General features: G+C 73.3%; 26 protein-coding genes. 17 read left to right on the forward strand and 9 right to left on the reverse strand.

Going from position 1 to position 25,156, the window contains the following annotated elements:
- The first annotated feature begins 44 nt into the window (after positions 1-44).
- From O1G21_RS21960 to O1G21_RS21985, 6 genes are all read left to right on the forward strand, one after another.
- The gene (locus O1G21_RS21960) at positions 45-1,268 is read left to right on the forward strand and encodes an MFS transporter (RefSeq protein WP_270146271.1); all 1,224 of its coding nucleotides are present in this window, start codon (positions 45-47) and stop codon (positions 1,266-1,268) included.
- A gap of 66 nt (positions 1,269-1,334) precedes the next feature.
- Positions 1,335-2,531: an acetoin utilization protein AcuC gene (locus O1G21_RS21965; RefSeq protein WP_270146273.1), complete on the forward strand. Its 1,197-nt coding sequence runs from the start codon at positions 1,335-1,337 to the stop codon at positions 2,529-2,531.
- Between the two features lie 225 nt (positions 2,532-2,756).
- Positions 2,757-2,966 carry a helix-turn-helix domain-containing protein gene (locus tag O1G21_RS21970; RefSeq protein WP_045699258.1) on the forward strand — a complete coding sequence of 70 codons (210 nt, stop codon included), beginning with the start codon at positions 2,757-2,759 and terminating at the stop codon, positions 2,964-2,966.
- A gap of 192 nt (positions 2,967-3,158) precedes the next feature.
- Positions 3,159-3,257: a 30S ribosomal protein bS22 gene (locus O1G21_RS21975; RefSeq protein WP_003948845.1), complete on the forward strand. Its 99-nt coding sequence runs from the start codon at positions 3,159-3,161 to the stop codon at positions 3,255-3,257.
- Positions 3,258-3,477: 220 nt separating this feature from the next.
- Complete coding sequence (locus tag O1G21_RS21980; protein WP_270146277.1) at positions 3,478-4,572, forward strand: NAD-dependent epimerase/dehydratase family protein; 1,095 nt, start codon at positions 3,478-3,480, stop codon at positions 4,570-4,572.
- Positions 4,573-4,578: 6 nt separating this feature from the next.
- The gene (locus O1G21_RS21985) at positions 4,579-5,586 is read left to right on the forward strand and encodes a lysophospholipid acyltransferase family protein (RefSeq protein ID WP_270146279.1); all 1,008 of its coding nucleotides are present in this window, start codon (positions 4,579-4,581) and stop codon (positions 5,584-5,586) included.
- 83 nt (positions 5,587-5,669) lie between these two features.
- Here the strand turns inward: O1G21_RS21985 and O1G21_RS21990 are convergent, their stop codons facing one another.
- From O1G21_RS21990 to O1G21_RS22000, 3 genes are all read right to left on the reverse strand, one after another.
- Complete coding sequence (locus tag O1G21_RS21990; RefSeq protein ID WP_270146281.1) at positions 5,670-6,953, reverse strand: DUF5667 domain-containing protein; 1,284 nt, start codon at positions 6,951-6,953, stop codon at positions 5,670-5,672.
- A 282-nt stretch (positions 6,954-7,235) separates the two neighbouring features.
- Complete coding sequence (locus O1G21_RS21995; protein ID WP_405000822.1) at positions 7,236-8,009, reverse strand: ECF subfamily RNA polymerase sigma factor, BldN family; 774 nt, start codon at positions 8,007-8,009, stop codon at positions 7,236-7,238.
- Between the two features lie 641 nt (positions 8,010-8,650).
- Complete coding sequence (locus O1G21_RS22000) at positions 8,651-9,676, reverse strand: HAD family hydrolase (protein WP_270146284.1); 1,026 nt, start codon at positions 9,674-9,676, stop codon at positions 8,651-8,653.
- Between the two features lie 467 nt (positions 9,677-10,143).
- On the opposite strand from O1G21_RS22000, the gene O1G21_RS22005 reads away from it, so the two are divergent.
- From O1G21_RS22005 to hemB, 7 genes are all read left to right on the forward strand, one after another.
- A complete protein-coding gene (locus tag O1G21_RS22005; protein ID WP_270146286.1) occupies positions 10,144-10,419 on the forward strand; it encodes a glutaredoxin family protein in 276 nt (91 codons plus the stop codon).
- A gap of 173 nt (positions 10,420-10,592) precedes the next feature.
- Positions 10,593-11,339 (forward strand): 3'-5' exonuclease, encoded by a 747-nt coding sequence (locus O1G21_RS22010; RefSeq protein ID WP_270146288.1) that lies wholly within the window; start codon positions 10,593-10,595, stop codon positions 11,337-11,339.
- A 107-nt stretch (positions 11,340-11,446) separates the two neighbouring features.
- Entirely contained in the window at positions 11,447-12,343 is an 897-nt protein-coding gene (locus tag O1G21_RS22015; RefSeq protein ID WP_270151170.1) for a redox-sensing transcriptional repressor Rex, read from the forward strand.
- A 25-nt stretch (positions 12,344-12,368) separates the two neighbouring features.
- Positions 12,369-13,709 carry a glutamyl-tRNA reductase gene (locus O1G21_RS22020; protein ID WP_270146290.1) on the forward strand — a complete coding sequence of 447 codons (1,341 nt, stop codon included), beginning with the start codon at positions 12,369-12,371 and terminating at the stop codon, positions 13,707-13,709.
- A gap of 41 nt (positions 13,710-13,750) precedes the next feature.
- Positions 13,751-14,755 carry a hydroxymethylbilane synthase gene (gene hemC, locus O1G21_RS22025; RefSeq protein ID WP_270146292.1) on the forward strand — a complete coding sequence of 335 codons (1,005 nt, stop codon included), beginning with the start codon at positions 13,751-13,753 and terminating at the stop codon, positions 14,753-14,755.
- Positions 14,752-16,398 carry a bifunctional uroporphyrinogen-III C-methyltransferase/uroporphyrinogen-III synthase gene (locus O1G21_RS22030; protein WP_270146294.1) on the forward strand — a complete coding sequence of 549 codons (1,647 nt, stop codon included), beginning with the start codon at positions 14,752-14,754 and terminating at the stop codon, positions 16,396-16,398. The genes hemC and O1G21_RS22030 overlap by 4 nt, the downstream gene beginning before the upstream one ends.
- Positions 16,399-16,491: 93 nt before the next feature.
- Complete coding sequence (hemB, locus tag O1G21_RS22035; protein WP_270146296.1) at positions 16,492-17,475, forward strand: porphobilinogen synthase; 984 nt, start codon at positions 16,492-16,494, stop codon at positions 17,473-17,475.
- A 66-nt stretch (positions 17,476-17,541) separates the two neighbouring features.
- On the opposite strand, the gene O1G21_RS22040 is transcribed toward hemB, so the two are convergent.
- The 3 genes from O1G21_RS22040 to O1G21_RS22050 all read right to left on the reverse strand — a co-directional run bounded on the left by O1G21_RS22040 (position 17,542) and on the right by O1G21_RS22050 (position 18,728).
- Complete coding sequence (locus O1G21_RS22040) at positions 17,542-17,808, reverse strand: hypothetical protein (protein WP_270146298.1); 267 nt, start codon at positions 17,806-17,808, stop codon at positions 17,542-17,544.
- 148 nt (positions 17,809-17,956) lie between these two features.
- Positions 17,957-18,301: a rodlet layer protein gene (locus O1G21_RS22045; protein WP_270146299.1), complete on the reverse strand. Its 345-nt coding sequence runs from the start codon at positions 18,299-18,301 to the stop codon at positions 17,957-17,959.
- A gap of 82 nt (positions 18,302-18,383) precedes the next feature.
- Positions 18,384-18,728, reverse strand: a complete 345-nt coding sequence (locus tag O1G21_RS22050; RefSeq protein ID WP_270146301.1) for a rodlet layer protein — start codon at positions 18,726-18,728, stop codon at positions 18,384-18,386.
- A gap of 326 nt (positions 18,729-19,054) precedes the next feature.
- On the opposite strand from O1G21_RS22050, the gene O1G21_RS22055 reads away from it, so the two are divergent.
- The gene (locus tag O1G21_RS22055; RefSeq protein ID WP_270146303.1) at positions 19,055-19,732 is read left to right on the forward strand and encodes a hypothetical protein; all 678 of its coding nucleotides are present in this window, start codon (positions 19,055-19,057) and stop codon (positions 19,730-19,732) included.
- Positions 19,733-19,815: 83 nt separating this feature from the next.
- Here O1G21_RS22055 and O1G21_RS22060 read toward each other — a convergent pair whose 3' ends face one another.
- The 3 genes from O1G21_RS22060 to O1G21_RS22070 form a co-directional block, all read right to left on the reverse strand.
- A complete protein-coding gene (locus O1G21_RS22060; RefSeq protein ID WP_270146305.1) occupies positions 19,816-20,196 on the reverse strand; it encodes a hypothetical protein in 381 nt (126 codons plus the stop codon).
- Positions 20,197-20,342: 146 nt separating this feature from the next.
- Positions 20,343-20,609: a chaplin gene (locus O1G21_RS22065; protein ID WP_270146307.1), complete on the reverse strand. Its 267-nt coding sequence runs from the start codon at positions 20,607-20,609 to the stop codon at positions 20,343-20,345.
- Between the two features lie 102 nt (positions 20,610-20,711).
- Positions 20,712-20,954 carry a chaplin gene (locus O1G21_RS22070; protein WP_270146309.1) on the reverse strand — a complete coding sequence of 81 codons (243 nt, stop codon included), beginning with the start codon at positions 20,952-20,954 and terminating at the stop codon, positions 20,712-20,714.
- 572 nt (positions 20,955-21,526) lie between these two features.
- Here O1G21_RS22070 and O1G21_RS22075 point away from each other — a divergent pair.
- The 3 genes from O1G21_RS22075 (at position 21,527) to O1G21_RS22085 (ending at position 25,136) form a co-directional block, all read left to right on the forward strand.
- Positions 21,527-21,766 (forward strand): chaplin, encoded by a 240-nt coding sequence (locus O1G21_RS22075; RefSeq protein ID WP_270146311.1) that lies wholly within the window; start codon positions 21,527-21,529, stop codon positions 21,764-21,766.
- Positions 21,767-22,010: 244 nt separating this feature from the next.
- Entirely contained in the window at positions 22,011-23,693 is a 1,683-nt protein-coding gene (locus tag O1G21_RS22080; RefSeq protein WP_270146313.1) for an RICIN domain-containing protein, read from the forward strand.
- A gap of 174 nt (positions 23,694-23,867) precedes the next feature.
- The gene (locus O1G21_RS22085; RefSeq protein ID WP_270146315.1) at positions 23,868-25,136 is read left to right on the forward strand and encodes a glycosyltransferase family protein; all 1,269 of its coding nucleotides are present in this window, start codon (positions 23,868-23,870) and stop codon (positions 25,134-25,136) included.
- Positions 25,137-25,156 lie beyond the last annotated feature (20 nt).

Raw genomic sequence — 25,156 nt, forward strand, 5'->3', positions numbered from 1 at the left:
CTCTCGGCCACCATCGTCCGTACCGGCCAGTAGCGAGGTCCCGCATGAGTGCCGCGCCGTCCGTGCAGCCCGTCTCGTCCTCGATGGCCGTCGGCCTGCGCGCCGGGCGGGCCGCGCTCGCCGTCAGCTTCCTGCTCCAGGGCACCACCTTCGCGCTGCTGGTCACCTGCATCCCGGAGATCCAGCACCGGTACGGGCTGAGCGACGGGTTGCTGCCGGTCTTCCTCGCCGCGGTGCCGATCCTGGCCGGGGCGGGCTCGATCCTCTCCGAGCAGTTGGTGAAGCGCACCGGCGCCCGGGCCGTGCTGCGGGTGGTCCAGCCGGCGGTCTGCCTCAGCCTGGCGGGCGCCGGGCTGGGCGACTCGCTGTGGCAACTCGCCCTCGCGCTCGGCGCGTTCGGTCTGTTGGTCGGCGCGCTGGACGCCAGCATGAACATGCTGGGGGTGGGGCTGCAGCACCGCTACGGCCGCTCGATCATGATCGGGTTCCACGCCGCGTTCAGCCTCGGCGGCATCCTCGGCGCGGCGATCGCGGGCCTCGGCTCGCACTACGGCCTGGGGCTGCCGGTGCTGTTCGGCACGGCCGGGGCGGTGATCGCCCCGCTCGCGGTGCTGACCGGCACCGGCTTCGCCGGACCGGCCGAACTCGGCGACGCCGTCCGGGAGGCCGCCGAGGCCGCCGCCCGGTCCATCCCGTGGCGCCCGCTGCTGCCGCTGTGCCTGGCGATGGCCTTCGCGTACATCGCGGACGCCTCCGTCTCCAACTACAGCGTCAAGTACCTCACCGACGGCCTGGGCAGCCGCGAGGACCTCGCCAAGCTCTCCTACCTCGGCTACATGGTCGCGATGCTGCTCGGCCGGGCCCTGGGTGACCGCGCGGTGCAGCGCTTCGGTGCGGTCGCGGTGGTGCGCGGCGGCGCGGCGCTGGCCGCGCTCGGCTTCGGGCTGGCCGCGGTGGCGCCCGTCGCCTGGGCGGGCATCGCCTCGTTCACCGTGCTCGGCTTCGGCATCTGCGCGATCATCCCCCAGGTGTTCGCGGCCGGCGGGCGGCTCTTCCCGGCCGACTCGGACGCCGCCGTGGCCCGGCTCAACCTCTTCAACTACGTGGGCTTCCTGATCGGTTCGCCGCTGGTCGGGGCGATCGCGGACGCCGGCTCGTACCGGTGGGCGCTGCTCGCCCCGATGCTGCTGGTGCTCGCCGTGCTGCCGCTGGCCGAGCGCTTCGCCCCGGCACCGGTGGTGGCCCCCGCCGCGGCGACACGCCCCTAGGCCCCCGCGGTGGGTGGGCGAGCCCTGGCGGTCGTCCGTGCACGCCCACCCACTACGGTGGAGGCCATGCCCGAAGCCGAGCGTGACACCCCCTGCGGCCTGCACCTCTTCTGGGACGAGGCCGTCACCGCCTACGACTTCGGCCCCGGCCACCCGATGGACCCGACCCGGCTGGCGCTCACCATGCGCCTGGTCGAGGCCCTCGGGCTGGACGCCGGGCCCGGGGTGACCGTCCGCTCCGCGCCGGCCGCGGGGGAGTCCACCCTGCGGCTGGTGCACACCCGGGAGTACGTCGAGGCGGTCAAGCACGCCGCCGCGCACCCCGAGCAGTCGGACCCCCGGCACGGCCTCGGCACCGACGACAACTGGTCCTTCCCGGCCGTCCATTCGGCCTCCGCGCTGATCGCCGGTCAGTCGGTCGCCGCCGCCGAGGCGGTCTGGCGCGGCGAGACCCCGCACGCCGTGAACTTCGCCGGCGGGCTGCACCACGCGATGCCCGGCAAGGCCTCCGGCTTCTGCATCTACAACGACCCGGCCCTCGCCATCGCCCGGCTGCTCGAACTCGGCGCCGAGCGGGTCGCCTACGTCGACGTGGACGTCCACCACGGCGACGGCGTCCAGGAGGCCTTCTGGAACGACCCCCGGGTGCTGACCGTCTCGCTGCACGAGCACCCGGCCACGCTCTTCCCGCAGACCGGCTGGCCCACCGAGACCGGCGGCCCGGACGCCCCCGGCTCCGCCGCCAACCTGCCGCTGCCGGCCGGCACCGGCGACGCCGGCTGGCTGCGCGCCTTCCACGCCCTGGTGCCCGAGCTGCTCGCCGCCTTCCGGCCGCAGGTCCTGGTCACCCAGCACGGCGCGGACACCCACCTGGAGGACCCGCTCGCCCATCTGGCCGTCACCGTGGACGCCCAGCGGCTGATCGCCGAGGAGCTGCACGAGCTGGCCCACCGGCACGCCGGCGGCCGCTGGGTGGCCACCGGTGGCGGCGGCTACGCGGTGGTGGACGTCGTCCCGCGCAGCTGGACCCACCTGGTCGCCACCGCCGCCGGCCGGCCCGTCGACCCGGCCACCGAGACCCCCGAGGCCTGGCGCGCCGAGGTCTACCACCGCACCCGCCGCCCGGCCCCGCTGCGGATGACCGACGGCGCCCGCCCGGCCTGGCGCGACTTCGACTCGGGTTACGATCCGGCCGACCGACTCGATCAGGCCATCCTCGCCAGCCGCCGCGCGGTGTTCCCGCACCACGGACTGCTGGCCTGAAACCGCCGCCCCGGCCGCGCGTCGGGCGGGCCGTGCGTACGCCCACTGGTGCGATCCGCCGAGTGACTACGTACTGCAACGGTCCTATCTCTCACCGTACGAGGACTGCATCTCCCCTCTTCCCACTGGTACCACCCATAACTACTCTGGGGATACACGTGTGCCGGTGGAGTCACCGGAGGGGAAGCCGGTGCCTTGCACACGGGTAAGGGTCGGGTGATGGTCATGAGTTCCGTCGAGCGTCCCCTGCAGGAAGTCGTCTTCCTGACCGTGGCCGAGGTCGCCGCGGTCATGCGGGTGTCCAAGATGACCGTGTACCGGTTGGTGCACAGCGGAGAGCTGCCGGCCATCCGGGTCGGACGGTCCTTCCGGGTGCCCCAGCAGGCGGTGCACGAGTACCTCAAGGAGTCGTACGTGCGGCTCGAGAGCGCGTAGCCGACCGGTCGGGCGGGGGCGCGTCCGCAGCCGTGGACGCGCCCCCGTTCGCCCCGGATTTCCCGGGAGTTTCCCGGCTGCCGGGAGTGCGATTTACAGGCCCGGGCACACGGACGGTAGGCTAGGCCCTCACGTCAGTCGTATGGACTCCGTCTCTCACGGACGAGAGTCTCAGTGAGCGAGGGTTGTTCCGTGGGCTCTGTCATCAAGAAGCGTCGCAAGCGTATGGCCAAGAAGAAGCACCGCAAGCTTCTGAAGAGGACCCGGGTCCAGCGCCGCAACAAGAAGTAACGCCTGAGCCTGCGCTTCGGCCCCGCACTCGCGGGGGTCACCCCCGCACTGGGGTTCGGCGGCGCAGGAAGAACTCATCGGCCCCGCCCTCGCGGGGGTCAGGCGTTCCACCGCCCGCCCGGGCTTCGTGCCCGGGCGGGCGGTGTCGTTTCACGGCCCGGCGCGGCGGCGCGGTACGGTGCACGCAGGCCGCTCGGTCGAGGGAATGGGGTGCAGCACCGTGGGCGTGGTCGTGCTCGTCACCGGCGTGGCACGCCATCTCGGTGCCCGCTTCGCCGCCGAGGTCCGTCGCCGGCCGGGGGTGGACCGGGTCGTCGGGGTGGACGTGCAGCCGCCGCGGCAGCCGGTCGAGGAGCCGGACGGCCCGGCCGCGCCGTACACCTTCCACCAGCTGGACCTGCGCCGCCCGGCGGTCTCCCGGGTGATCGCCGAGCACCGGGTGGACACCGTGGTGCACCTCAGCGTCAGCGCCACCGGCCTGGGCTCCACCAACCGCTCCGCGGTGAAGGAGTCCAACGTCATCGGCACCATGCAGCTGCTCGGCGCCTGCCAGAAGGCCCCCGGGGTGCGCCGGCTGGTGGTGAAGTCGACCACCGGCGTCTACGGCTCCGCGCCCCGCGACCCGGCGGTGTTCAGCGAGCGGAACCAGCCGAAGGACCCGCCCGGCGGCGGCTTCGCCAAGGACGCGGCCGAGGTGGAGGGCTACGTGCGCGGCTTCGCCCGGCGCCGCCCGGACGTCGCGGTGACGGTGCTGCGCTTCGCCAACATCGTCGGCCCGGGCGCGGACACCCCGCTCAGCGAGTACTTCGCCCTGCCGGTGCTGCCGACCGTGCTCGGCTACGACCCCAGGCTGCAGTTCGTGCACGAGGACGACGCGGTCGCGGTGCTCTGCCGGGCCGTCGACGAGCCCGCCCCGGGCACCGTCAACACCGGCACCTTCAACGTGGCGGGGGAGGGAGTGCTGCTGCTCTCCCAGTGCGCCCGCCGGCTCGGCCGCCCCACCCTGCCGCTGCTGCTGCCCGCGGTCAGCTGGATGGCCGCGCTGGCCCGGCAGACCCGGCTGGTGGACGTCTCGCCGGAGCAGCTGCGGCTGCTGACCCACGGCCGGGTGGTGGACACCACCCGGCTGCGGGAGGTCTTCGGCTACCGCCCGGCGTTCAGCACTCCGGAGGCCTTCGCCGACTTCGCCGCCGCCCTGGGCCCCGGCCTGCTGCCGCCCGAGCGGCTGGCCGCCGTCACCGACCGGCTGGCCACCCTGGTCGTGCCGCACGAGCGGCCCGCCGTACCGAACCGCCCCCGCCGCCCGAGGAGCTGAACCGCGATGAGTGCCGCCGCCGAGAAAGCGCCGGGCGAGGCCAAGGTCATCCCGATCGAGACCGCCCCCAGCTGGACGTCCCCCGAGGGCCCCGGGCTGGCCGACCGGCTCGCCGGAGCCGTCGGCGGGGCGCTGTCCGGGCAGCTCGGCCCGGCGGCGACCCGGCTGTTCGGCAAGGGCTGGGAGGGCCGGGCCACCGAGGGGCTGGCCTTCCTGCGCCGCCGGATCACCGGCGACTACGAAGTGGACGAGTTCGGCTTCGACCGGGAGCTCACCGAGGAGGTGTTGCTCTCGCTGCTGCGTCCGCTGGCCGAGAAGTACTTCCGGATCACCGTCGAGGGGATCGAGAACATCCCGTCCGAGGGCGGCGCGCTGATCGTCGCCAACCACTCCGGCACCGTCCCGCTGGACGCCCTGATGACCCAGGTGGTCATCCACGACCACCACCCGCACCACCGGCACCTGCGGATGCTCGCCGCCGACCTGGTCTTCGTGCTGCCGGGCGTCAACGAACTGGCCCGCAAGGCCGGCCACACCCTGGCCTGCAACGAGGACGCCCAGGCGCTGCTGGAGCGCGGCGAGGTGGTCGGGGTCTGGCCGGAGGGCTTCAAGGGCATCGGCAAGCCGTTCTCCGAGCGCTACAAGCTGCAGCGCTTCGGCCGCGGCGGCTTCGTCTCCTCGGCGCTGCGGGCGAGGGTGCCGATCGTGCCGTGCTCGATCGTCGGGGCGGAGGAGACCTACCCGATGATCGGCAACGTGAAGACGCTGGCCCGGCTGCTCGGTCTGCCGTACGTGCCGATCACGCCGACCTTCCCGTGGCTGGGGCCGCTCGGGGTGCTGCCGCTGCCGACCAAGTGGACGATCCGCTTCGGCGAGCCGATCGCCACCGACGGCTATCCGGCGGAGGCGGCGGACGATCCGATGCTGGTCTTCGACCTGGCCGACGAGGTGCGCGAGACCATCCAGCACACCCTCTACCAGCTGCTGGTGCAGCGGCGTTCGGTGTTCTTCTGACCCCTCCTCCGGAAACGGTGTGACGGTGGCCCGGCGGAGCGCACTCCGCCGGGCCACCGTCACACCACGTCGCCGAACAGGCCCTAGCTGCCGCCGAGGATCCGCAGCCCGGGCAGCAGGCCCGGGATCAGCGGGGGCACGTCCACCCCCTGCGGGGCGCCGCCCGGCGTGCTGGGCGGGCCGGAGGGCTGCGGCAGCTGCGGCGGGGCCGCGTCGGCGCTCGGCGAGGGCTTGCCCGCGCCGGCGAGCCCTCCGGTGAGGTCGCCGACCAGCCCGTTGACCGCGTCCGGGGCGCTGCTGGGCAGGGTGCTCGGCAGACCGCCGCCCTTGCCCCCGCTGCCGGTGCCGGAGGCGGGCGGGGCCTGGTCGGTGCCGGGACGGCTGCCGGTGCCGCCCTGGGACCGTCCGGAGCCGGGCGTGGTGCCGGAGCCGTTCGCCCCGGAGTCGGCCGGGGCGCCCGCGGTCGAGGAGGACGAGTCGTCGCCCGCTCCGGTGCCGGCCGGGCCGCCGCTCTTGGCGGGCGGCTGGGCCAGGCGCAGGGGCGCGACGTCCTCGCTTATGTCGTCGAAGAGCTGGTTCACCAGGTGTGCCTGCTCGGTGAGTTGGACCGGCAGCCGGCCCTGCAGCTCGCTCCAGCGGCCGTCCTCGTCGTGGGCGAAACCGGCCAGCGCGCGCATCGGGTCCAGCGAGCCGTTGCTGCGGTAGACCGAGCGCAGCAGGTCACGGCCCTTGAGGGCGTCGGCGTGCATGTCGTCCAGCGCCCGGCGGACCCGGTCGACGGTGACCGGGCTGAGCCCGCTGGTCGAATCGTTCCGGCCGACCAGGGCGTTGGCCTCGCCGAGCCGGGTGGCGGCGTTGCCGAGCAGCAGCTCGCCGCGTTCCGAGTCGGAGTCCGCGAGGTCCAGTCGGAGCCCTTCGAGGCCGCGCTTCATGCCGTACAGCGTGTCCCCGGGGAGGGCGTTGGAGCTCGCGGTGGCGGCCCCGGCCAGGCTGCCGACGGCGAGCCCGGCGACCAGCCCGCCGATCGCGAAACGGCGGCTCCACCGGCCGCGCGGCGCCGTTCGGATGGCCCGGTGGCGGCGCTGGCGGGGCACCGCGGCGCCCGGCCCGCCCGCGAAGGCCTGCTCGAACGCGGCCATCAGCTGGGCGCGTTGGACCGTCCGGACCTCCTGGTCCAGGGCTGGTCCGGGCAGCGCTCCCAATGCGTCGGCCAGGCCCACCAGTTCGGCCATCGCGACCGAACCCGCCTCGGCGGAAGCGGTGTTGGCCGATTCGGCGGTGGCCGCGCGGCGTTGCTCCGCCTGGTGGGCCTCCAGCGCCTCGGCGAAGGCCTTCGCCCGGCGGTGCTCCAGCACGTTTGCCGTCACGGGCCACACCTCCCTTCGTCGTTGTCGACACCCCGGCCTGCCGGACGGTTGCCCCGGCGGGCCAAAGCCACTCCATCGGGTGACAGGTCGCAATTCGGCTTGACCGTACGCCTGGTGGGGGCTTGCACGCTGGCCAACGAGCGGTGCGGGCGGTCGGTTACGCGCGGCTGATCATCGGACCGACTGTTCACCCGGACGTGTCGGTCGGGTGGGAGTGGTGACGGGCCCTCGGGCCGTCGCCGGACCGGGGCCCGTCCTATCGCCCCCTCGGTCACCGCCGCCTCACCGCGCGTCGGGCGGGAGCAGCCGGGCCAGGGTGCGGACTGCGCGGTACTGGAGGGTCTTGATCGCGCCCTCGTTCTTGCCCATGATCCGCGCCGTCTCGGCCACCGAGAGGCCCTGCAGGAAACGCAGCGTCACGCACTCCTGCTGCTGGGGGTTGAGCCGGCGCACCGCGTCCAGCAGGGCGGCGTTGGAGAGCGACTCCAGCACCGACTCCTCCGGGCTGCGCTCGCACTCGTTGGAGTCGAGCATCTCGCCGGTGGTGACCTCCAGCCGGAACCGGCTGGACTTGAAGTGGTCGGCGACCAGGTTGCGGGCGATGGTGACCAGCCAGGCGCCGAAGTCCCGGCCCTGCCAGGTGAAGGTGCCGATCCGGCGCAGCGCGCGCAGGAAGGTCTCGCTGGTGAGGTCCTCGGCGGTGGCCCGGCTGCCGACCCGGTAGTAGATGTAGCGGTAGACGGTGTCCGCGTAGTGGTCGTAGAGCCGGCCGAAGGCCTCGCTCTCGCCGGCCTGGGCCCGCTCGACCAGCTCCATGATCGGGTTGTGCTCGGTCTCGTAGCCGGGGCTGGGCGCCGTGCGGGCGCGGCTGCGGCCGACGCCGGTGCTGCCGGTGCGGCTGCGCGAGCCGGTGCCGGTGGAGCCGGCAGCGGTGGTGCGCAGGGCCAGGCCGGGGCCGTGCTGGTGGCCGAACGGCGCGCCGGCGGGCACGAGTTGGGGCGAGGCGGCGAGCTGGCCGCGGAGCAGGGTGCGCAGCAGTTCCAGGCCGGTGGAGATCTGCCGCTCGGCGGCCGGGTGGCCGCGGAGGTCGGTGCGGGGGCGCAGGGGCGCGGACGACGGGCGGGAGGGTGCAGGCACGTCGTTCCGGACGGGTGGGTACACGGGACTCCCAGAGGCAGAACTGTGGACGGATCACCTCCGCCTGCGCGGAGAGCACTCCCCATGGCACCCGTTCGAGCGGGATGCATGGGCGACGTGCATCCAGGAGAGAATAACGCTTTGTGCAATGACAGCTACACCGTGTGGTCGAAGTGGTCGTTTGGGATCCAGTTGTTGTGCATATTCGGCTGACACTGACCGGAGATGTCGTCATTCATCCGGCTCAACGTGACCGTTTGGGCGCCCAGGGTGACCAATTCGGCGGTACTGCGGGCGGTTTCCCAGCCTTGAGGCCCAGCAATCCTTGACTTTCCGGGACTGGCGAACGATCAGAACCGGTCACCGGCCGGCAGGTTCGTTCAGTGACCCGGACGGCCTTGCGGGAGTGGGGAGTTCGCTCGTACGAGGGGGCAGGTCAGGACCCCGATTGACGCCTGCTCACCCGCGCGGGGGAGGGGCGGAAACGGCTCCGCGCACCGGGGTCGGGCCCCTCCGTGCACCGGGGTCGGGCCGCTCCGCGGCCCCGGTCCGGACCCCGCTCAGCCGTGCCGGCGACGGCGCCGCAGCGCCACCGCGGCCGCCGTCGCACCGGCCGCCACCCCGAGCGCGGCCGCCGCCGGAAGCCCCACCCGGGCCGCCCTGCGCCCGGTCCGGAAGTCGCGCACCCGCCAGCCCTGCGCCCGGGCGTGCCGCCGCAGCGCGCCGTCCGGGTTCACCACGTACGGGTGGCCGACCAGCGAGAGCATCGGGATGTCGTTGGCCGAGTCGCTGTACGCGGCGCAGCGGTCGAGGTCCAGCCGTTCGCGCCGGGCCAGCGCGCTCACCGCGGCGGCCTTGGCCGGGCCGTGCAGCAGGTCGCCGACCAGTCGTCCGGTGTAGTGGCCGTCCCGGGCCTCGGCGACGGTGCCGAGCGCGCCGGTCATGCCGAGCCGCCGGGCGATGATCCGGGCCACCTCCAGCGGGGCGGCGGTCACCAGCCAGACCCGCTGGCCGGCGTCCAGGTGCATCTGGACCAGCGCGCGGGTGCCGGGCCAGATCTTGTCGGTGACGACCTGCTCGAAGACCTCCTCGCAGATCGCTTCCAGGTCGGCGGTGCGCTTCCCTGCGACGATGCCGAGGGCGGTGTTGCGGGCGTCCGAGATGTGGTCCGGGTCCTCCGTGCCGTGCAGCCGGAACATGGCCTGCTGCCAGGCGAAGCGGGCGATGTCGCGGCGGGTGAGGAAGCCGTGGCGGTAGAGGCCGACGCCGAGGTAGAAGATCGCCGCGCCGCGCAGGATGGTGTTGTCGCAGTCGAAGAAGGCGGCGGCGCGCGGGTCGTCCCGGTCGGGGGTGTGGTTGCCGGCCGGGGCCTTGGGGGCCTTCCCGGGCCTGCCCGTCGCGGGGACCGCGGTCGCCGTGCTCACCGTGGTCGTCGTCGCCTTCTCCTCGGCGGCGTCCGTCGTGAGCGGGGACAGCGGCTCGGCGCGCAGCGCGGCCTCGGCGGCCGCGGCGGCGGCCTCGCCCGCCAGGGCGCTCCGCTCGGTGGTGGAGCGTCTCGCCTGGGTGAGCCTTCGGAGCACGGCCATGTCATCGAGCATATCCAGCCGGGCGGGGAGCGGCCGTGACGGAGCCGTGCCCGTGCGGTGAACAGCTGCCCCGTCCGAACGCCCCGTCCCGAGCCGAAGGGGTGCGCCGGTGTCGAGGGGGAGAAGTGAGGGAGTGGCGCAGGAGCGAGGGAGTGCCGACCGTCGGCGCCGGGTCCGAAGCGGCCCGGAGGTGAGCGGGCGAGTACCCGCCCCGAGCCGAAGGGGGGCGCCGGTGCCGAGAGGGAGAAGTGAGGGAGTGACGCAGGAGCGAGGGAGTGCCGACCGTCGGCGCCGGGTCCGAAGCGCCCCGGAGGTGAGCGGGCGAGTACCCGCCCCGAGCCGAAGGGGGGCGCCGGTGCCGAGAGGGAGAAGTGAGGGAGTGACGCAGGAGCGAGGGAGTGCCGACCGTCGGCGCCGGGTCCGAAGCGCCCCGGAGGTGAGCGGGCGAGTGACGGCACAATGACGGGGTGAGCCCACTGCTGCGACGTAAGAGCCCCGAGCCGGCGGACCGTACCGTGACCCTGGTCGGCAAGCCCGGCTGCCACCTGTGCGACGAGGCCCGGGAGGTGATCGTCCGGGTGACGGCGGAGCTGGGCGCGGCCTTCGAGGAGCGGGACATCACCCAGGACGAGGAGCTGTACCGCCGCTACTGGGAGCAGATCCCGGTCACCCTGATCGACGGTCGCCAGCACGACTTCTGGCGGGTCGACGAGGGCCGTCTGCGCAGGGCGCTGGGCGGCTGAGGGTGGCTGAGGCGGCGTTCGTCCGGGTGCCGCGGCCCCCGCCGACCGGCGGGGGCGGTTCGCCGAATCGTTGCCAAAGACACTCCGTTCGGGCTTGGGGCGGGGCGCCCGGGTCGGCTTACGATCGAACGCGTTTGCGCCCGTGGGGGGCTGAGCACGCGAGGAGTGCCGCCATGCTTCCCCGTCCGACCCCCGCGACAGCCGAAGCCCTGCCCGGTGGCAGGGGCTTCGCCGTGGTGGACGTCGAGGCGACCGGCCGCAGCCCGTGGCGGCACCGGGTGGTCGAGGTCGCGGTGGTGGTGCTGGACGAGCGGCTCTGCCCCGAGGGGGAGTTCGCCACCCTGTTGGACCCGCTGGGCCCGGTCGGCCCGACCCACGTCCACCGGATACGCCAGGCCGACGTCGAGGGCGCCCCGCGCTTCCGGGAGATCGCCCCCCGGCTGCTGGAGCTGCTGGCGGGACGGGTGCTGGTCGGTCACCACGTCAGCTGCGACCACGCCTTCCTGGACCGCGAGTTCGCCCGGATCGGGGTGTCGCTGCCGCCGGTCCCGCTGCTGTGCACGATGGGGCTGGCCCGCGCCCACCTGCCGGAGGCCCGCGGTCACGGCCTGGCGGCCTGCGCGGAGGCGGCCGGTCTCGGCTGGTACCCGGCGCACACCGCGCTCGGCGACGCCCGGGTGACCGCCGAGCTGCTGCGGCACTGCGTGGGTGTCCCGTCCTGTCCGCCGGACGACTGGGCCGGCCCGCTGCGCGAGGCCGCCCGGGTGCCCTGGCCGCGGCTGGGCCGGGCCCGTTCTCGCCCGTCCGGCGACGCCGTCCCGCTGCTGCGCCGGGAGGCGCCGTACGGCCCGTGGCTGCCGGGTTCCGCGGCCCCGGAGGTCGTGCTGACGCAGGCCGGTGCTATGTGTTCGACGGCGTGATGCGCATCACTGTGCGGGGACAAATCGGACACCATCTTTGTGCACACGTTCACAAACGCTTAGCCTGGCTGCCAAAGCCCAGCTTCACCCACAGGAGCACCGTGGCAATCGGCCGATCACCACAGAGCAGTTCGCAGACGCCTGACCAGGGCGCCGCGCGCCGACCCTCGCGTGCCCGGGGCATCCCGGAGGCGACCGTCGCCCGGCTCCCCCTCTACCTGCGGGCCCTCACCGCACTCTCCGAGCGCTCGGTGCCGACCGTCTCCTCCGAGGAACTGGCCGCCGCGGCCGGCGTGAACTCGGCCAAGCTGCGCAAGGACTTCTCCTACCTCGGCTCCTACGGCACCCGCGGCGTCGGCTACGACGTCGAGTACCTCGTCTACCAGATCTCCCGAGAGCTCGGCCTCACCCAGGACTGGCCGGTCGTCATCGTCGGCATCGGGAACCTCGGCCACGCCCTCGCCAACTACGGCGGTTTCGCCTCCCGCGGTTTCCGGGTCGCCGCCCTGCTGGACGCCGATCCGAACGTGGTCGGTTCCACCGCGGCCGGACTGCCGGTGCGCCACATGGACGAGCTGGAGTCGATCGTCGAGAGCCAGCACGTCTCGATCGGCGTGATCACCACCCCGCCCGGCGCGGCCCAGCAGGTTTGCGACCGGCTGGTCGAGGCAGGCGTTACGAGCATCCTGAACTTCGCCCCGACCGTGCTGACCGTGCCGGACGGCGTGGACGTGCGCAAGGTGGACCTCTCCATCGAGCTACAGATCCTCGCCTTCCACGAGCAGCGCAAGGCCGGGGAGGAGCCCGACCGCACCGAGTCGGTGCTGGACCGCGCCCCCGGCCCGGTCCGAGCGGCCGCGGCCAAGCTGCGCCGGGCGGCCGGCGGCAACGGCAAGAGCCGCGGCGGCGCCGAGCCGACGGTCAAGGACCAGGCCGAGCAGGCCACCAAGGGCAAGTCCGCCAAGGGCGGCGAGGGCGAGCTGTCCGCGGTGATGCCCGCATGAACACCGAGAGCTGTGGGGGGCGGGCATGAGTCTTCTCGTCGTCGGACTGAGCCATCGGACGGCGCCGGTCGGCGTGCTGGAGCGCGCCGCGCTGACCGGTGAGGTCCCGACCCGCCTGCTGCACGACGCGGCCGCGTCCTCGACCGTCGCCGAGGCCGCCCTGCTCAACACCTGCAACCGGATCGAGCTGTACGCGGACGTGGACAAGTTCCACGCCGGCGTCGCCGAGCTGTCGCTGCTGCTGGCCCACCACAGCGGGGTGGACCTGGAGGAGCTGACCTCCCACCTGTACGTCCACTACGAGGACCGCGCCGTCCACCACCTCTTCTCGGTGGCCTGCGGGCTGGACTCGATGGTGGTCGGCGAGGGCCAGATCCTCGGCCAGCTGCGCGACGCGCTGGCCAAGGCCCAGGACGAGCACACCGCCGGGCGCGGCCTGAACGAGCTGTTCCAGCAGGCCCTGCGGGTCGGCAAGCGGGCGCACAGCGAGACCGGCATCGACAAGGCCGGCCAGTCCCTGGTCACCTTCGGCCTGGAGCAGGTCGCCGCGGGCGCGGGCGAGATCGCCGGCAAGCGCGCGCTGGTGGTCGGGGCCGGCTCGATGAGCTCGCTGGCCGCCGCCACCCTGGTCCGCTCGGGCGTCACCGACCTGCTGATCGCCAACCGGACGCCGGCCCGCGCCGAGCGCCTGGTGGAGATCCTCGGCCCGGACGTGGCCCGCACCCTCGACCTCGCCAAGGTGCCGGAGGCGCTGGCCGACGTCGACCTGGTGATCTCCTGCACCGGCGCGGCCGGAGTGGTGGTCAGGGCCGAGGACGTGGCCGCCGCGGTGGCCGTCCGCGCCGCCGAGACCCCGCTCGCCCTGCTCGACCTCGCCATGCCGCGCGACGTCGACCACGCCGTGCACGAGCTCGACGGCGCCCTGCTGGTCGACCTGGAGAGCCTCTCCCACGCGCACGCCGCCAGCCCCGGCGCCGGCGACGTCGACGAGGTCACCCGGATCGTCTCCGACGAGGTGACCGCCTTCGGCGCCGCCCAGCGGGCCGCCCGGATCGCGCCGACCGTGGTCGCGCTGCGGGCGATGGCCTCCGACGTGGTCGCCGCCGAACTGGGCCGGCTGGACTCCCGGCTGCCCGAGCTGGACGAGCGCTCCCGCGCCGAGATCACCCAGACCGTCCGCCGCGTCGTCGACAAGCTGCTGCACGCCCCGACCGTCCGGGTGAAGCAGCTGGCCGCCGAGCCCGGTGGCGCCTCCTACGCGGACGCCCTGCGCGAGCTGTTCGACCTCGACCCGGCGGCCGTGCACGCCGTGTCGGGCACGCCCGTCGGCGGCCGGCCCCAGCCCTCGGGCGGGGGCACCAGATGAACCGTCAGCCATCCCACGAGTACCACCGGGACGATCACCTCATGAATGGTCAACCGCTCACCGAGCAGGCTCCGCCCGCCGCCCTGCGGCTCGGCACCCGGCGCAGCGCGCTCGCCATGGCCCAGTCGGGCATGGTCGCCCGCGAGGTGACCAGGCTCACCGGCCGCCCCGTCGAGCTGGTCGAGATCACCACCTACGGCGACACCTCCCGGGAGGCGCTCGCGCAGATCGGCGGCACCGGCGTGTTCGTCTCCGCGCTGCGGGACGCCCTGCTGGAGGGCCGGATCGACTTCGCCGTGCACTCGCTCAAGGACCTGCCCACCGCCGCGCCCGAGGGCCTGGTGCTGGCCGCCGTCCCCGAGCGCGAGGACGTCCGGGACGCCCTGGTCGCGGCCGAGGGCCTGACCCTGGACGAGCTGGTGGAGAAGCTGGCGGGCGCCGGCCGCCCGGCCCGGATCGGCACCGGCTCGCCGCGCCGGATGGCCCAGCTGAACGCCTGGGCCCGCGCCCGCGGGGCGCAGCTGGAGACCGTCGCGATCCGCGGCAACGTGGACACCCGGATCGGTTACGTGACCGGTGGCGAGCTGGACGCCGTGGTGCTGGCCACGGCCGGCCTCAACCGGCTCGGCCGCGCTGCCGAGATCTCCCAGCACCTCGACCCCGAGCTGATGATCCCGGCCCCCGGCCAGGGCGCGCTCGCGATCGAGTGCAGCGCCTCCGACTCTGAGCTGACCGCCGCGCTCGCCGCGCTGGACCACGCCCCCACCAGGGTCGCCGTGGCCGCCGAGCGCGCCCTGCTGGCCACCCTGGAGGCCGGCTGCTCGGCTCCGGTGGCCGCACTGGCCACCTGGGGCCGGGAGAACGAACTGCGGCTGGACGGCGTGGTCGGCGACCCCGACGGCACCGCCCTGCTGAAGATGTCCGCCAACGGTCCGATCGTCCTCGACGAGACCGCCGAGCAGCAGGCGCGGGCCCTCGGCCACGCCCTGGCCGCCCGGCTGCTCGACGCGGGCGCGGCCACCCTGATGGGGGAGCGAGCCCGATGAGCCCCACCGCCGCCACCGATGCCCTGTTCCCGGCCGGCCAGCCCACCGGACGGTGCACCTTCCTGGGGGCGGGCCCGGGGGACCCGGGCCTGTTGACCCTGCGCGCGGTCGAGGTGCTGTCCTCGGCCGACATCCTGGTCGCCGACCCGCTGACCGCGGCGGCCGTGCGCACCCACTGCCCGGCCGGCGTGCAGGTGCACGCCCCGGTCGCCGAGGGCGCCGACTTCGACCTGGCCAAGCTGGTCGCCGAGGCCGTCCGGGCCGGCAAGCACGTGGTCCGCACGGTCGACGGCGACCCGGGCCTGGACGGCTGCGCCGCCGAGGAGATGCTCAGCTGCGCGGGCGACGGGATCCCCTTCGAGGTCGTCCCGGGCGTCGCCCAGTCGGTCGGCGTGCCGGCGTACGCGGGCGTCCCGCTGCGCGGCGCGGCCGGCACCGACGTCCGCTTCGTGGACGGCGCCCAGCTGCTGTCCGGCGCCCAGGTCGACCTGGGCGCGCCGGAGACCACCCTGGTGGTGCGCACCACCCTGGGCCAGCTGCCGGCCACCGCGAGCGCGCTGGTCTCCAACGGGCGCAAGCCGGAGTCGGCGCTCAGCGCCACCCTGTCCGGCACCACCACCCGTCAGCGCACCTTCACCTCGACGCTGTCCACCATCGCGGCCGACCTCAAGGCCGCCCGGGTGCTGCCCTCGCCGGTGTCCGCCCCGGTGGACCCGGCGACCTCGGTGATAGCCGTGGTGGGCGAGCAGGTCGCCCACCGGGCCTCGCACTCGTGGTTCGAGACCAAGCCGCTGTTCGGCTGGAACGTCCTCGTGCCGCGCACCAAGGAGCAGGCCCACGGCCTGTCCGAGCAGCTGCGCTCGTACGGCGCGGTGCCGCAGGAGGTGCCGACCATCGCGGTCGAGCCGCCGCGCACCCCGCAGCAGATGGAGCGGGCCATCAAGGGCCTGGTCACCGGCCGGTACGAGTGGATCGCCTTCACCTCGGTGAACGCCGTCCGCGCCGTCCGGGAGAAGTTCGAGGAGTACGGCCTGGACGCCCGGGCGTTCGCCGGGATCAAGGTCGCGGCGGTCGGCGAGACCACCGCGCAGGCCCTGGTGGACTTCGGCGTGAAGCCGGACCTGGTGCCCTCCGGCGAGCAGTCCGCGGCCGGGCTGCTGGAGGACTGGCCGCCGTACGACCCGGTGTTCGACCCGATCGACCGGGTGCTGCTGCCGCGCGCCGACATCGCCACCGAGACCCTGGTGGCCGGTCTGGTCGAGCTCGGCTGGGAGGTCGACGACGTGACGGCGTACCGGACGGTGCGCGCCTCGCCGCCGCCGGCCGAGACCCGCGAGGCGATCAAGGGCGGCGGCTTCGACGCGGTGCTGTTCACCTCGTCCTCGACCGTCCGGAACCTGGTCGGCATCGCCGGCAAGCCGCACAACGTCACGGTCATCGCCTGCATCGGCCCGGCCACCGCCAAGACCGCCGAGGAGCACGGCCTGCGGGTCGACGTGATGGCTCCGGCGCCGTCGGCCGCCGCGCTGGCCCAGGCGCTGGCAGACTTCGGGGCCAGGCGTCGGGACACCGCGACGGCCGCGGGCGAGCCGGTCTACCGGCCCAGCGAGCGCCGTCCGGGATCCCGCCGCAAGGCCCGCTGAGCCCCCCTCAATCACCGTGGTGAGGCCAACTATGGTGCTGGGGGCGGTGGTTCGCCGCCCCCAGTGCTGAACAACCGTTCGGAGAGAGAAGCCGTGTCCGCTGAATTCCCGTACGTTCGCCCCCGCCGTCTGCGGCAGAGCCCGGCGATGCGCCGGCTGGTCGCCGAGACCCGGCTGCACCCGGCGGAGCTGATCCTGCCCGCCTTCGTCAGCGAGGGCATCGCCGAGCCGAGGCCGATCGCCTCGATGCCGGGCGTGCTCCAGCACACCCGGGACAGCCTGCGGAAGGCCGCGGTGGAGGCCGCCGAGGCGGGCGTGGGCGGCATCATGCTGTTCGGCCTGCCCGAGGTGAAGGACGCCGTCGGCTCCGAGGGCACCAACCCCGACGGGATCCTGCAGCAGGCCATCCGCGACGTGGTCGCGGAGGTCGGCGACCAGCTGGTGGTCATGTCGGACCTCTGCCTGGACGAGTTCACCGACCACGGGCACTGCGGCGTGCTGGCCGAGGACGGCAGCGTGGACAACGACGCGACCCTGGCGCGCTACGCCGAGATGGCCGTGGTCCAGGCCGAGGCCGGCGTGCACATGGTCGGTCCGTCCGGGATGATGGACGGCCAGATCGCCGTCATCCGGCGGGCGCTGGACGAGGCCGGGCACCAGGACGTCAGCGTCCTCGCCTACACCGCCAAGTACGCCTCCGCCCTGTACGGCCCGTTCCGCGAGGCCGTCAACTCCTCGCTCGAGGGCGACCGCAAGACCTACCAGCAGGACCCGGCGAACGCGCGTGAGGCGCTGCGCGAGCTGGAGCTGGACATCGCGGAGGGCGCGGACCTGGTGATGGTCAAGCCGGCCATGCTGTACCTGGACGTCCTGCGGCAGGTCGCGGACGCCTCGCCGGTGCCGGTGGCGGCGTACCAGATCTCCGGCGAGTACTCGATGGTGGAGGCCGCCGCCGCGAACGGCTGGATCGAGCGGGAGCGCACCATCCTGGAGACGCTCACCTCGATCCGCCGGGCCGGTGCCGAGCAGATCCTCACCTACTGGGCGGTCGAGGCCGCCCGGATGCTCAAGTACTGAGCATCGCAGGACAGCCGGAAGGCCGGGCCCCTCGCCACTACGCGGGGCCCGGCCTTCCGGCTTGCGCTACTTCCAGCCGTTGATGTGGGCGAAGCCCTTGCCGTCGCCGACCAGGTCGGTGGAGGTGGCGGCGCCGTCGAAGGCGCCGCCGGCGACGACGTCGGAGGTGTGGGCGACGCCCCAGCCGTCCCCGGCCAGGAACGGCTCGTCGGCGGTGGCGACGATGGCGCCGCCGCCCACCAGGCCGACGTGCGCGAACGCCGGGGTGGCGGCACCGGCGAGCGCCAGCGCGGCGGTGGCGGTCAGGGCGGCCTTGGCCAGCTTGCTCTTCATGGATCTGCCCTCTCTGTGGGAGCGCCCCCGCGGGCGCTCTGCCTCTGACTCGTGCTCTGACTCGTGCTCTGACTCGTGCCTCGGTCAAGCCCGGAGGGCCCGGGGAGACCTTCCTCCCCGGGCCCTCCGTCCGTGCCATGCCCCTTGATCAGCCGATCAGGTGCGAGACACCCGCGTCGCCCGAGGACTGGGTGTTCTGGCCGACGTTGCAGATCTGCTTCGGGGTGCTGTTCAGGACGGGCACCTCGATCGGAACCGCGAGGCCGCCGACGGCGACGGCGATGTTGTGGATCTCCGGCAGGCAGATGTTCGCGTTGTCCAGGGTGTGGAAGTTCGGGCTGTTGTTGCCGTGGGTGCCGGTCTGGTTGGTGCCGCCGTTGCCCTGGACCGAGGTGGCGGCGCCGTCCGAGTCGGCGATGGCGGAAGCCGAGCCGGCGGACATCGCGATGGCGGCGGCGGCCAGGCCGGCGGCGGCGAGGGACTTCTTGATCATTTCCGGTTTTCCTCTCAAGGGTGAATCGGGGAGCGATTCGAGGGTGGTTCGGGGAGTGGTGCGGGGAGGGCTGGGGGAGCGGTCAGCCGACCAGGTGGGACACGCCGGCGTCACCCTTGCTCTGGGTGCCCTGGCCCTGGGTGCAGTACTGCTTGCCACCGCTGTTGGCGATCGGGACCTCGACCGGGACGGCCACACCGAGAACACCGACGGCGATGTTGTGGATCTCGGGGAGGCAGACGTTCGCGTTGTCCAGGAAGTGGAAGTTCGGGCTGTTGTTCCCGACCGTCCCGGTGAAGTTGGTGCCGCCGTTGCCCTCGATGGAGGCGGCAGCGCCGTCCGCGTCACCGATGGCCGAGGCGGGCGCGGCGGCGGCGGCCAGCGCGGCGACGGCCAGGCCGGCGGCGGCGAAGGACTTCTGGATCATGGGGAGATCCCTCTCTGAAATGCTTTCGGTTTCCGTGCGTAGCAACGCGGTCGAACGCTCAGACCCGGTCTGCAGTCACTGACGTCCAGATCAAAGAATGACGGCACGGAAGGTTACGGGGATTTTTGAAAAGAGTCCGGGAGGCGCGTCCAGGAATGGTCTAAGGTCGGATTATTGGGCCGAACCGGTTAACGCCCGCAATCCGAAATCACGGTCACTCGTTGCGCAGATTGCTTTCCGGCTGCGGCCCCGCAGCCCTCCCCGATGGAACTCCGGAACGGGATCTCCAGGACGTCCCGGTACGGACAGGCAGAACGGTGAAACGCATGAAGTTCTCCAAGCGGGCCGGCGCGATGCTGCTGGCGGTCGGTGCGGGCGTGCTCGCCGCCCAGGGAGCGGCCTCCGCCGCCCCGGTGAGCCCCGACCAGGTCGGAGTCCTGGAGGACAAGCTGTCCACCCAGCAGGTGCCGGCGGACGTCCCGCTCACCCCGCTGGGCAGCCACGTCACGGCCGGCATCCCGGCCTCGCTGGTCATGCCCCCGGTGCCCGGCCGGAGCACCGGCAACGGGCTGGTCCCGGACCACCTGGTGCCCCAGCTGGCCACCGGCAAGGTCGGCCCGAGCGCCAGGGCCCAGCTGCCGCTCCCGCTGGTCGACCAGGGCGCCGACCTCGGCGAGGTGCTGCTGGAGGCCCCGGCCGCGCCGCTGCAGGCCAAGACCCCCGGCCTGGACGTGGGCAAGCCGCCGGCGCTGGTGCAGGACGGCACCGGTCAGCTCGCCGACGGCCGGCTCCGGGTGGACGAGGTGGACCCGCGCCTGGTGCCCGGCGGCGTGCAGACCGTCCCCGGGGCCACCGCCAGCCTCGGTGGCGACCACGGTCGGCTCTCCGCCATCGACGAGGTGAACGACCTCGCCGACACCACCACCGCGACGGCCACCGGGACCGCCGCCGGCCTCGTGCAGCAGAGCGGCCTGGCCGGTCCGGCGGGCCTGACCCAGCTCTGAGCCCGCCCTGGACGCGCCGGAGCCCGGCACCCCAGGACAGCGGACGGGGTGCCGGGCTCCGGCGCGTCCGGGCGTGCGGACGCTCAGCCCGGCAGGACGCCGGCCAGCCCGCCGACCAGCGGAAGGTCCTTGACGCCGCCGCCGGCGCTCAGCGGTCCGGTCAGCGCGCCGGTGCCCACCGGGGCCAGGCCCTGGTCCGGCTGGACGGTCGCGCCGTTGTTGAGCACGTCGGCCGAGGAGTTGGCCCACGGGTCCAGGCGCAGGCTCTTGATCGGCGCGACGCCGTAGCCGAGCCCGGCCGTCGTCCCGTTCAGCGCCTGTCCGACGTCGGTCTTCGCGAGCGAGGCCGGGCCCGCCGCGGGCTGCCGGCCCGAGGCGGTGGCGGCCTGCGCGGTACCGGTGCCGAGCAGCACCACCGCGCCCACGGCGGCGGCCAGTCCGGCCCCGCCCTTCTTCGAAAGCATGCGGATCACCCTTCGGTGGAGTGGGGGGCCGGCCCGATCGGACCCGAGGGGCGGGCCCTGAGGTTGCGGGCGTCCCGTCCGGGGACGCCGAACTGCCCCCCGGCCGGGGTGGGCGGGGGGCAGTTCGGTCTGGGACACGGGGCCGATCAGGGGCAGTCGTCCGCGGGCTTCGCCTCCACGTTGGCGCAGCTGTTGCCGAAGGCCGGGTTCAGCAGGCCGACCGGGTTGACGGTGTTGCCGCACAGGTTGAGCGGGATGTGGATCGGCACCTGGAGCTGGTTGCCGGAGACGACACCGGGGGAGTTTGCGGCCACGCCCTCGGCGCCCGCGCTCGCGGCGGCGGAGCCCGCCGCACCCAGCACCAGGCCGGCAGCGGCGGCGGAGAGGACGGCGACCTTCTTCACGTTCTGCATGGGGGTTGATCTCCTCGATCACACACGGGTGGAGCGTGCCGTGCCGCAAGGCCGCGGCACGGGCTCGGTGAATCAGCTGTCGCCGTTGCGGCGACCGCGGGTTCAGCCGACGTTGGCGCAGTGGTTGCCGAAGGCCGGGTTCAGCAGGCCGACCAGGTTGACGGTGTTGCCGCACACGTTGATCGGAATGTGGATCGGCACCTGGAGCTGGTTGCCGGAGAGCACGCCGGGGGAACCGGCGGCCACGCCCTCGGCCTCCGCGCTGGCGAACGCGCCGCCGGCGGCACCGAGCACCAGGCCGGTGGTGGCCAGCGTCAGGGCGGCGGCCTTCTTGAAGTTGCGCATGATTTTCCTCCGATTTCTGCCCGACGGAAATGAGATGTCGGGAGTCGGGCGAGCAGGAATACTCACCCGAAGGCTTCAGGAATTGCCGTGAATGTCACTCCGACGGCGCACACCGGCGTGTTCCGCCCATGGCTCGGGCGTCGACGCAGCCGCCGCGTTCTTCCAGCGCCCCGCGAACGGTTCCCGCACGGCCGGGAATCGTTCGGAACGAGGGTGCGACCGGGAATTCCCCGGTCTGGCGTTCAGGCGGTGTCGCCGGACGCCGGGTCCTGGGGGCCCCGCCACGTCGACCGACTTGCCGGTGGCCTCGGTGCCGACGAGGCCGTGGGCGAGCTGCGCATGGGCGGTACTCGATTCATGAGTAGGGCCGGGTTGGATCGTCTTCGTCAGGGAGAACGAGGCGGCGCGCAAGGGGAAACGGTCCGGGCCGCCGATCACCCGAATGCCGGGGTCTCCGGACCGCGTTGAGCCATGCGGGTGACCGTGCAGGTGTCGTCGCAACCGGTCCGGACGGGTCTCGTTCTAGATGTCGCACTCCCCGTGCATCTCTGTTGAACAGTCAGGAGGCTCACATGAGCGTCAAGAAGACCGCCGCCGTTGGCGCGGCCGTGGTGGGCATCGTGGCCGCCGGCGCCGGCACCGCGATGGCCAGCTCGGACGCCCAGGGCGTCGCCGCGGGTTCCCCCGGTGTCATCTCGGGCAACCAGATCCAGGTCCCGGTGCACGTCCCGATCAACCTGTGCGGCAACACCGTCAACCTGGTCGGTGCGCTGAACCCGGCGTTCGGCAACCACTGCGCCAACGTGGGCTGAGTCCACACCCGGTTCGGCCGGTGAGAGCCGCCGTTCCGCGCTTCCCTCCTGGGGCGCGGAGCGGCGGCTTTTCCGCGTCCGGTCCGCTGTCGTCGCGTCAGTACGCGGTGTTGTCACGAGCCTTGTTGGACTACTTGTCAGTACCTAGAATGTGAGACCTGCTCACCTTTCGGCACCTCTCTTGCTCCGCGCCGCCCGGCACCCCCGACCGGGCGTGTTCCCCCACCCCCGCAAGGAGTCGCGTGTGATCAGGTTCCGTACGTCCGCGGCGCGGCGAGCGCGAACGGGCTCGTCCCGGTCCGCCGCGCTGCTCGCCACCGGCGTCCTCGTCGCCACCCTCGGCCTGGCCGGCGCCCCCGCCGCCCTCGCCGACACCGCTCCGGCTCCGGCACCGGCCGCGGACGCCACCCGCCCGGCCGCGATCGTCGCCCTCGGCGACAGCGCCATCTCCGGGGAGGGCGCCGGCACCGACACCGGTGACGGCTACTTCCCCGAGACCGACACCCCCACCGACTACTGCCACCGGCATCCCAAGTCGGAGATCTTCGTCACCGACATCCCCGGGGTCACCCCGATCGACCTCGCCTGCTCCGGCGCCCAGACCGGTGACCTGGTCAGCGATCCCGAGCTGGCCAAGATCACCGGCTCGGGCAGCGGCGACTACGGCGAGCCCAAACAGGACGTCAAACTCGCCGAGACGGCGAGCAAGTACGACGTCAAGATGGTCGTCGTCACGATCGGCGCCAACGACGACTTCGACTTCAGCGGCATCATGATGCACTGCCTCGCGCAGTACTTCCCGATCCCCAAGGACCAGGGCTGCCGGGACACCATCGGCAGCGACGAGATCCGCCGGCGGGCCCAGCGGGTCCAGCCCAAGGTCGTCGCCGCACTGCAGAACATCCGGCAGACCATGCGCCGGGCCGGCTACGCGGACTCCTCGTACCAGCTGGTCTACCAGTCGTACTTCAACCCGATCACCCCGGACATCCGGCGCAACGACTACCTCGGCAAGATCGCCGACGGCTGCCCGGCCTTCCCCGAGGACCTCGCCTGGGGCCACGACTGGGTGGTCCCGACGTTCAGCGACGCGCTCCGCGGCGCGGCCGAACAGGTGCCCGGCGTGCGGTACCTGGACCAGCGGCGGGTCGCCTTCGGGCACGAGGTGTGCGCGGAGTGGACGACCTCGCCGTACGAGTACTCCAACGGGGACGTCATCAACCTCTCCGAGTGGGTGCGCAACGGCTGCGACTCGCAGATCGGCATCCCCGGGCTGTGCATGAACATGGTCCGCCAGTCGTACCACCTGCGGGTGGCCGGCTACCGCGGTGAGGGCGTCTGCCTCGGCCAGTTCTTCGCGAGGCCCGACCAGGCCGAGGCGTACTGCACGCTCAACCAGCAGAACACCACCTCGATCCAGCCGCTCACCCCCGGCAAGCCGTTCGGGGACGTCCCCGAGGACGGCGCCTGGTACCAGCTCACCAACGCCGCCACCGGCAACGCGCTCGACCTCACCGGCGGCGGGACCTACGGCGACTCCACCAACGGCCGGCCGGCCATCAGCTACCCGGCGAGCGGCGGACTGAACCAGTCCTTCGTCCTGGAGGCCAAGTCCGGCGGCAGCTACGAGCTGGACTTCAGCGGCAACCGCGACATGTGCCTGGACGCCAACGCGGCCGCCACCGCCCCCGGCACCCGGATCCAGCAGTGGGGCTGCAACGGCGGCGCCAACCAGCACTGGGTGTTCAAGCCGGCCGGCGACGGCAGCTACAGGATCGCCGACTCGGCGGACCCGACCAAGGTCCTGGCGACCAGCGCGACCCTCGACGCCAAGGGCAACCCCTATGTCGAACTCGCCACCGACACCGGCGCCCCCGCCCAGCTCTGGCAGCTCACCAAGCTCGGCATCCTCTACGTCCACGGCTGACGCGGACCTGGACCTGGTCCGCCGCCGCCCCGCCCAGGGCGGCGGCGGATCCGTTCCCCCGCCAAGGGCGCCACGGGTGCGCCGGGCCCGACGGGCCGTGCCGTAGGCTCTCGGGAACGTCGTTGGCGCCGGAGCCGCGCGCAGCACGAGCGGGGCGGGGAGTACCCAGATCAGATGAGCACGGCATCGAGCACCGAGTCGTCCAGCACCGAACCGGCGGCGGAGGAGGAGCGTCCCGAGGAGCGGACCGGGCGTGCGCCCGGGCGGTTCGGGGCGCTGGTGGAGCGATTCGCGCCCGCGCTCGGCGCGTACGCGGTGGTCAAGGCGATCGGCCTGACCGTCTTCCTGGTGCTGCTGGAGCACACCGGTGACTACCTGAACAAGCAGGTCGGCCGCGGTGGCGGCGCCCACGCCTGGGACGTGCTGGGCACCTGGGACGGCGTCTGGTACGAGCGGATCGCCGAGAACGGGTACGACCCGCAGCTGATCCCGCTGCACGGCTTCCCGCTGGCCACCTACTACGAGAACTCCGCCGCCTTCTTCCCGCTCTACCCCTGGCTGATGCGGCTGGTCGGCGCCGTCACCGGGCTCGGTCCGTACGGCTCCGGGATCGTGGTCTCGGTGCTGGCCTCGCTGGTCGCCGCGGCCGGGATCTTCGCGATCGCCGAGCGGCTCGGCGGCTTCCGGACGGGCGTGATCGCCGCGGTGGTCTGGGGTCTGTTCCCGGGTTCGGGCGTGGAGTGGGCGGTCTACTCGGACTCGCTGTTCGTCGCGCTGTCCGCCTGGGCCTGCTACTGCGTGATGACCCGCCGCTGGCTCGCCGCCGGCCTGCTGGCCCTGGTCGCCGGGCTGAACCGGCCGACCGCCGCCGCGCTGATCGCCGCGGTCTCGATCGCCGCGCTGGTGGCGCTGGTACGCCGCACCGACGGGGTGGCCCGCCCGCTGACCGCGATGCTGATCACCCCGTGGGGCCTGCTCGGCTACGTCGGCTGGGTCGGCTGGCGGATGGGCGACTGGGGCGGCTACTTCAAGCTCCAGCGCGGAGCCTGGAACCGCTACTTCGACTTCGGCGCCTCCACCCTGCGCACGATCATGGACGTGATCACCGGGCACTGGGACTTCTGGCAGTCCAACCCCGTCCCGGACCTGATCGCCATCGCGCTGCTGATCGCCCTGCCCGGTCTGGTGGTGCTGCTGTGGCGGGTCCGTCCGCCGCTGGTGCTGTGGGTCTACACCGCGCTGACCGTCTTCACCGCGCTGAGCAGCAACCAGATCTTCGGCAACATCTCGCGCTACCTGCTGCCGGCCTTCCCGCTGTTCATCGGCCTGGCGGTGGCGCTGCGCCGGATGCGGACCTCCTCGCTGGTCGGGCTGTTCGCGATGCCGGCGATCGCGGCGGGCTGGTACGCGGGCTATGCGCTGTTCGAGTTGGGCATCCCGTAACCCCGGCGTTGGTTGGCTAC

It is taken from the genome of Kitasatospora cathayae (genome assembly GCF_027627435.1).
Lineage (GTDB): Bacteria > Actinomycetota > Actinomycetes > Streptomycetales > Streptomycetaceae > Kitasatospora > Kitasatospora cathayae.

Excerpts from the sequence above, each read along its gene's own strand:
- O1G21_RS22010 (WP_270146288.1), top strand. The coding sequence starts at position 10,593 with ATGCTTCCCCGTCCGACCCCCGCGACAGCCGAAGCCCTGCCCGGTGGC.
- O1G21_RS21965 (WP_270146273.1), top strand. The coding sequence starts at position 1,335 with ATGCCCGAAGCCGAGCGTGACACCCCCTGCGGCCTGCACCTCTTCTGG.
- O1G21_RS22020 (WP_270146290.1), top strand. The coding sequence starts at position 12,369 with ATGAGTCTTCTCGTCGTCGGACTGAGCCATCGGACGGCGCCGGTCGGC.
- O1G21_RS22075 (WP_270146311.1), top strand. The coding sequence starts at position 21,527 with ATGAGCGTCAAGAAGACCGCCGCCGTTGGCGCGGCCGTGGTGGGCATC.
- O1G21_RS22050 (WP_270146301.1), bottom strand. The coding sequence starts at position 18,728 with ATGATCCAGAAGTCCTTCGCCGCCGCCGGCCTGGCCGTCGCCGCGCTG.
- O1G21_RS21970 (WP_045699258.1), top strand. The coding sequence starts at position 2,757 with ATGAGTTCCGTCGAGCGTCCCCTGCAGGAAGTCGTCTTCCTGACCGTG.
- O1G21_RS22000 (WP_270146284.1), bottom strand. The coding sequence starts at position 9,676 with ATGGCCGTGCTCCGAAGGCTCACCCAGGCGAGACGCTCCACCACCGAG.
- O1G21_RS22060 (WP_270146305.1), bottom strand. The coding sequence starts at position 20,196 with ATGCTTTCGAAGAAGGGCGGGGCCGGACTGGCCGCCGCCGTGGGCGCG.
- O1G21_RS21960 (WP_270146271.1), top strand. The coding sequence starts at position 45 with ATGAGTGCCGCGCCGTCCGTGCAGCCCGTCTCGTCCTCGATGGCCGTC.
- O1G21_RS22055 (WP_270146303.1), top strand. The coding sequence starts at position 19,055 with ATGAAGTTCTCCAAGCGGGCCGGCGCGATGCTGCTGGCGGTCGGTGCG.
- O1G21_RS22065 (WP_270146307.1), bottom strand. The coding sequence starts at position 20,609 with ATGCAGAACGTGAAGAAGGTCGCCGTCCTCTCCGCCGCCGCTGCCGGC.
- O1G21_RS22045 (WP_270146299.1), bottom strand. The coding sequence starts at position 18,301 with ATGATCAAGAAGTCCCTCGCCGCCGCCGGCCTGGCCGCCGCCGCCATC.
- hemC (WP_270146292.1), top strand. The coding sequence starts at position 13,751 with ATGAATGGTCAACCGCTCACCGAGCAGGCTCCGCCCGCCGCCCTGCGG.
- O1G21_RS22085 (WP_270146315.1), top strand. The coding sequence starts at position 23,868 with ATGAGCACGGCATCGAGCACCGAGTCGTCCAGCACCGAACCGGCGGCG.
- O1G21_RS22030 (WP_270146294.1), top strand. The coding sequence starts at position 14,752 with ATGAGCCCCACCGCCGCCACCGATGCCCTGTTCCCGGCCGGCCAGCCC.
- O1G21_RS22070 (WP_270146309.1), bottom strand. The coding sequence starts at position 20,954 with ATGCGCAACTTCAAGAAGGCCGCCGCCCTGACGCTGGCCACCACCGGC.
- O1G21_RS21985 (WP_270146279.1), top strand. The coding sequence starts at position 4,579 with ATGAGTGCCGCCGCCGAGAAAGCGCCGGGCGAGGCCAAGGTCATCCCG.
- O1G21_RS22040 (WP_270146298.1), bottom strand. The coding sequence starts at position 17,808 with ATGAAGAGCAAGCTGGCCAAGGCCGCCCTGACCGCCACCGCCGCGCTG.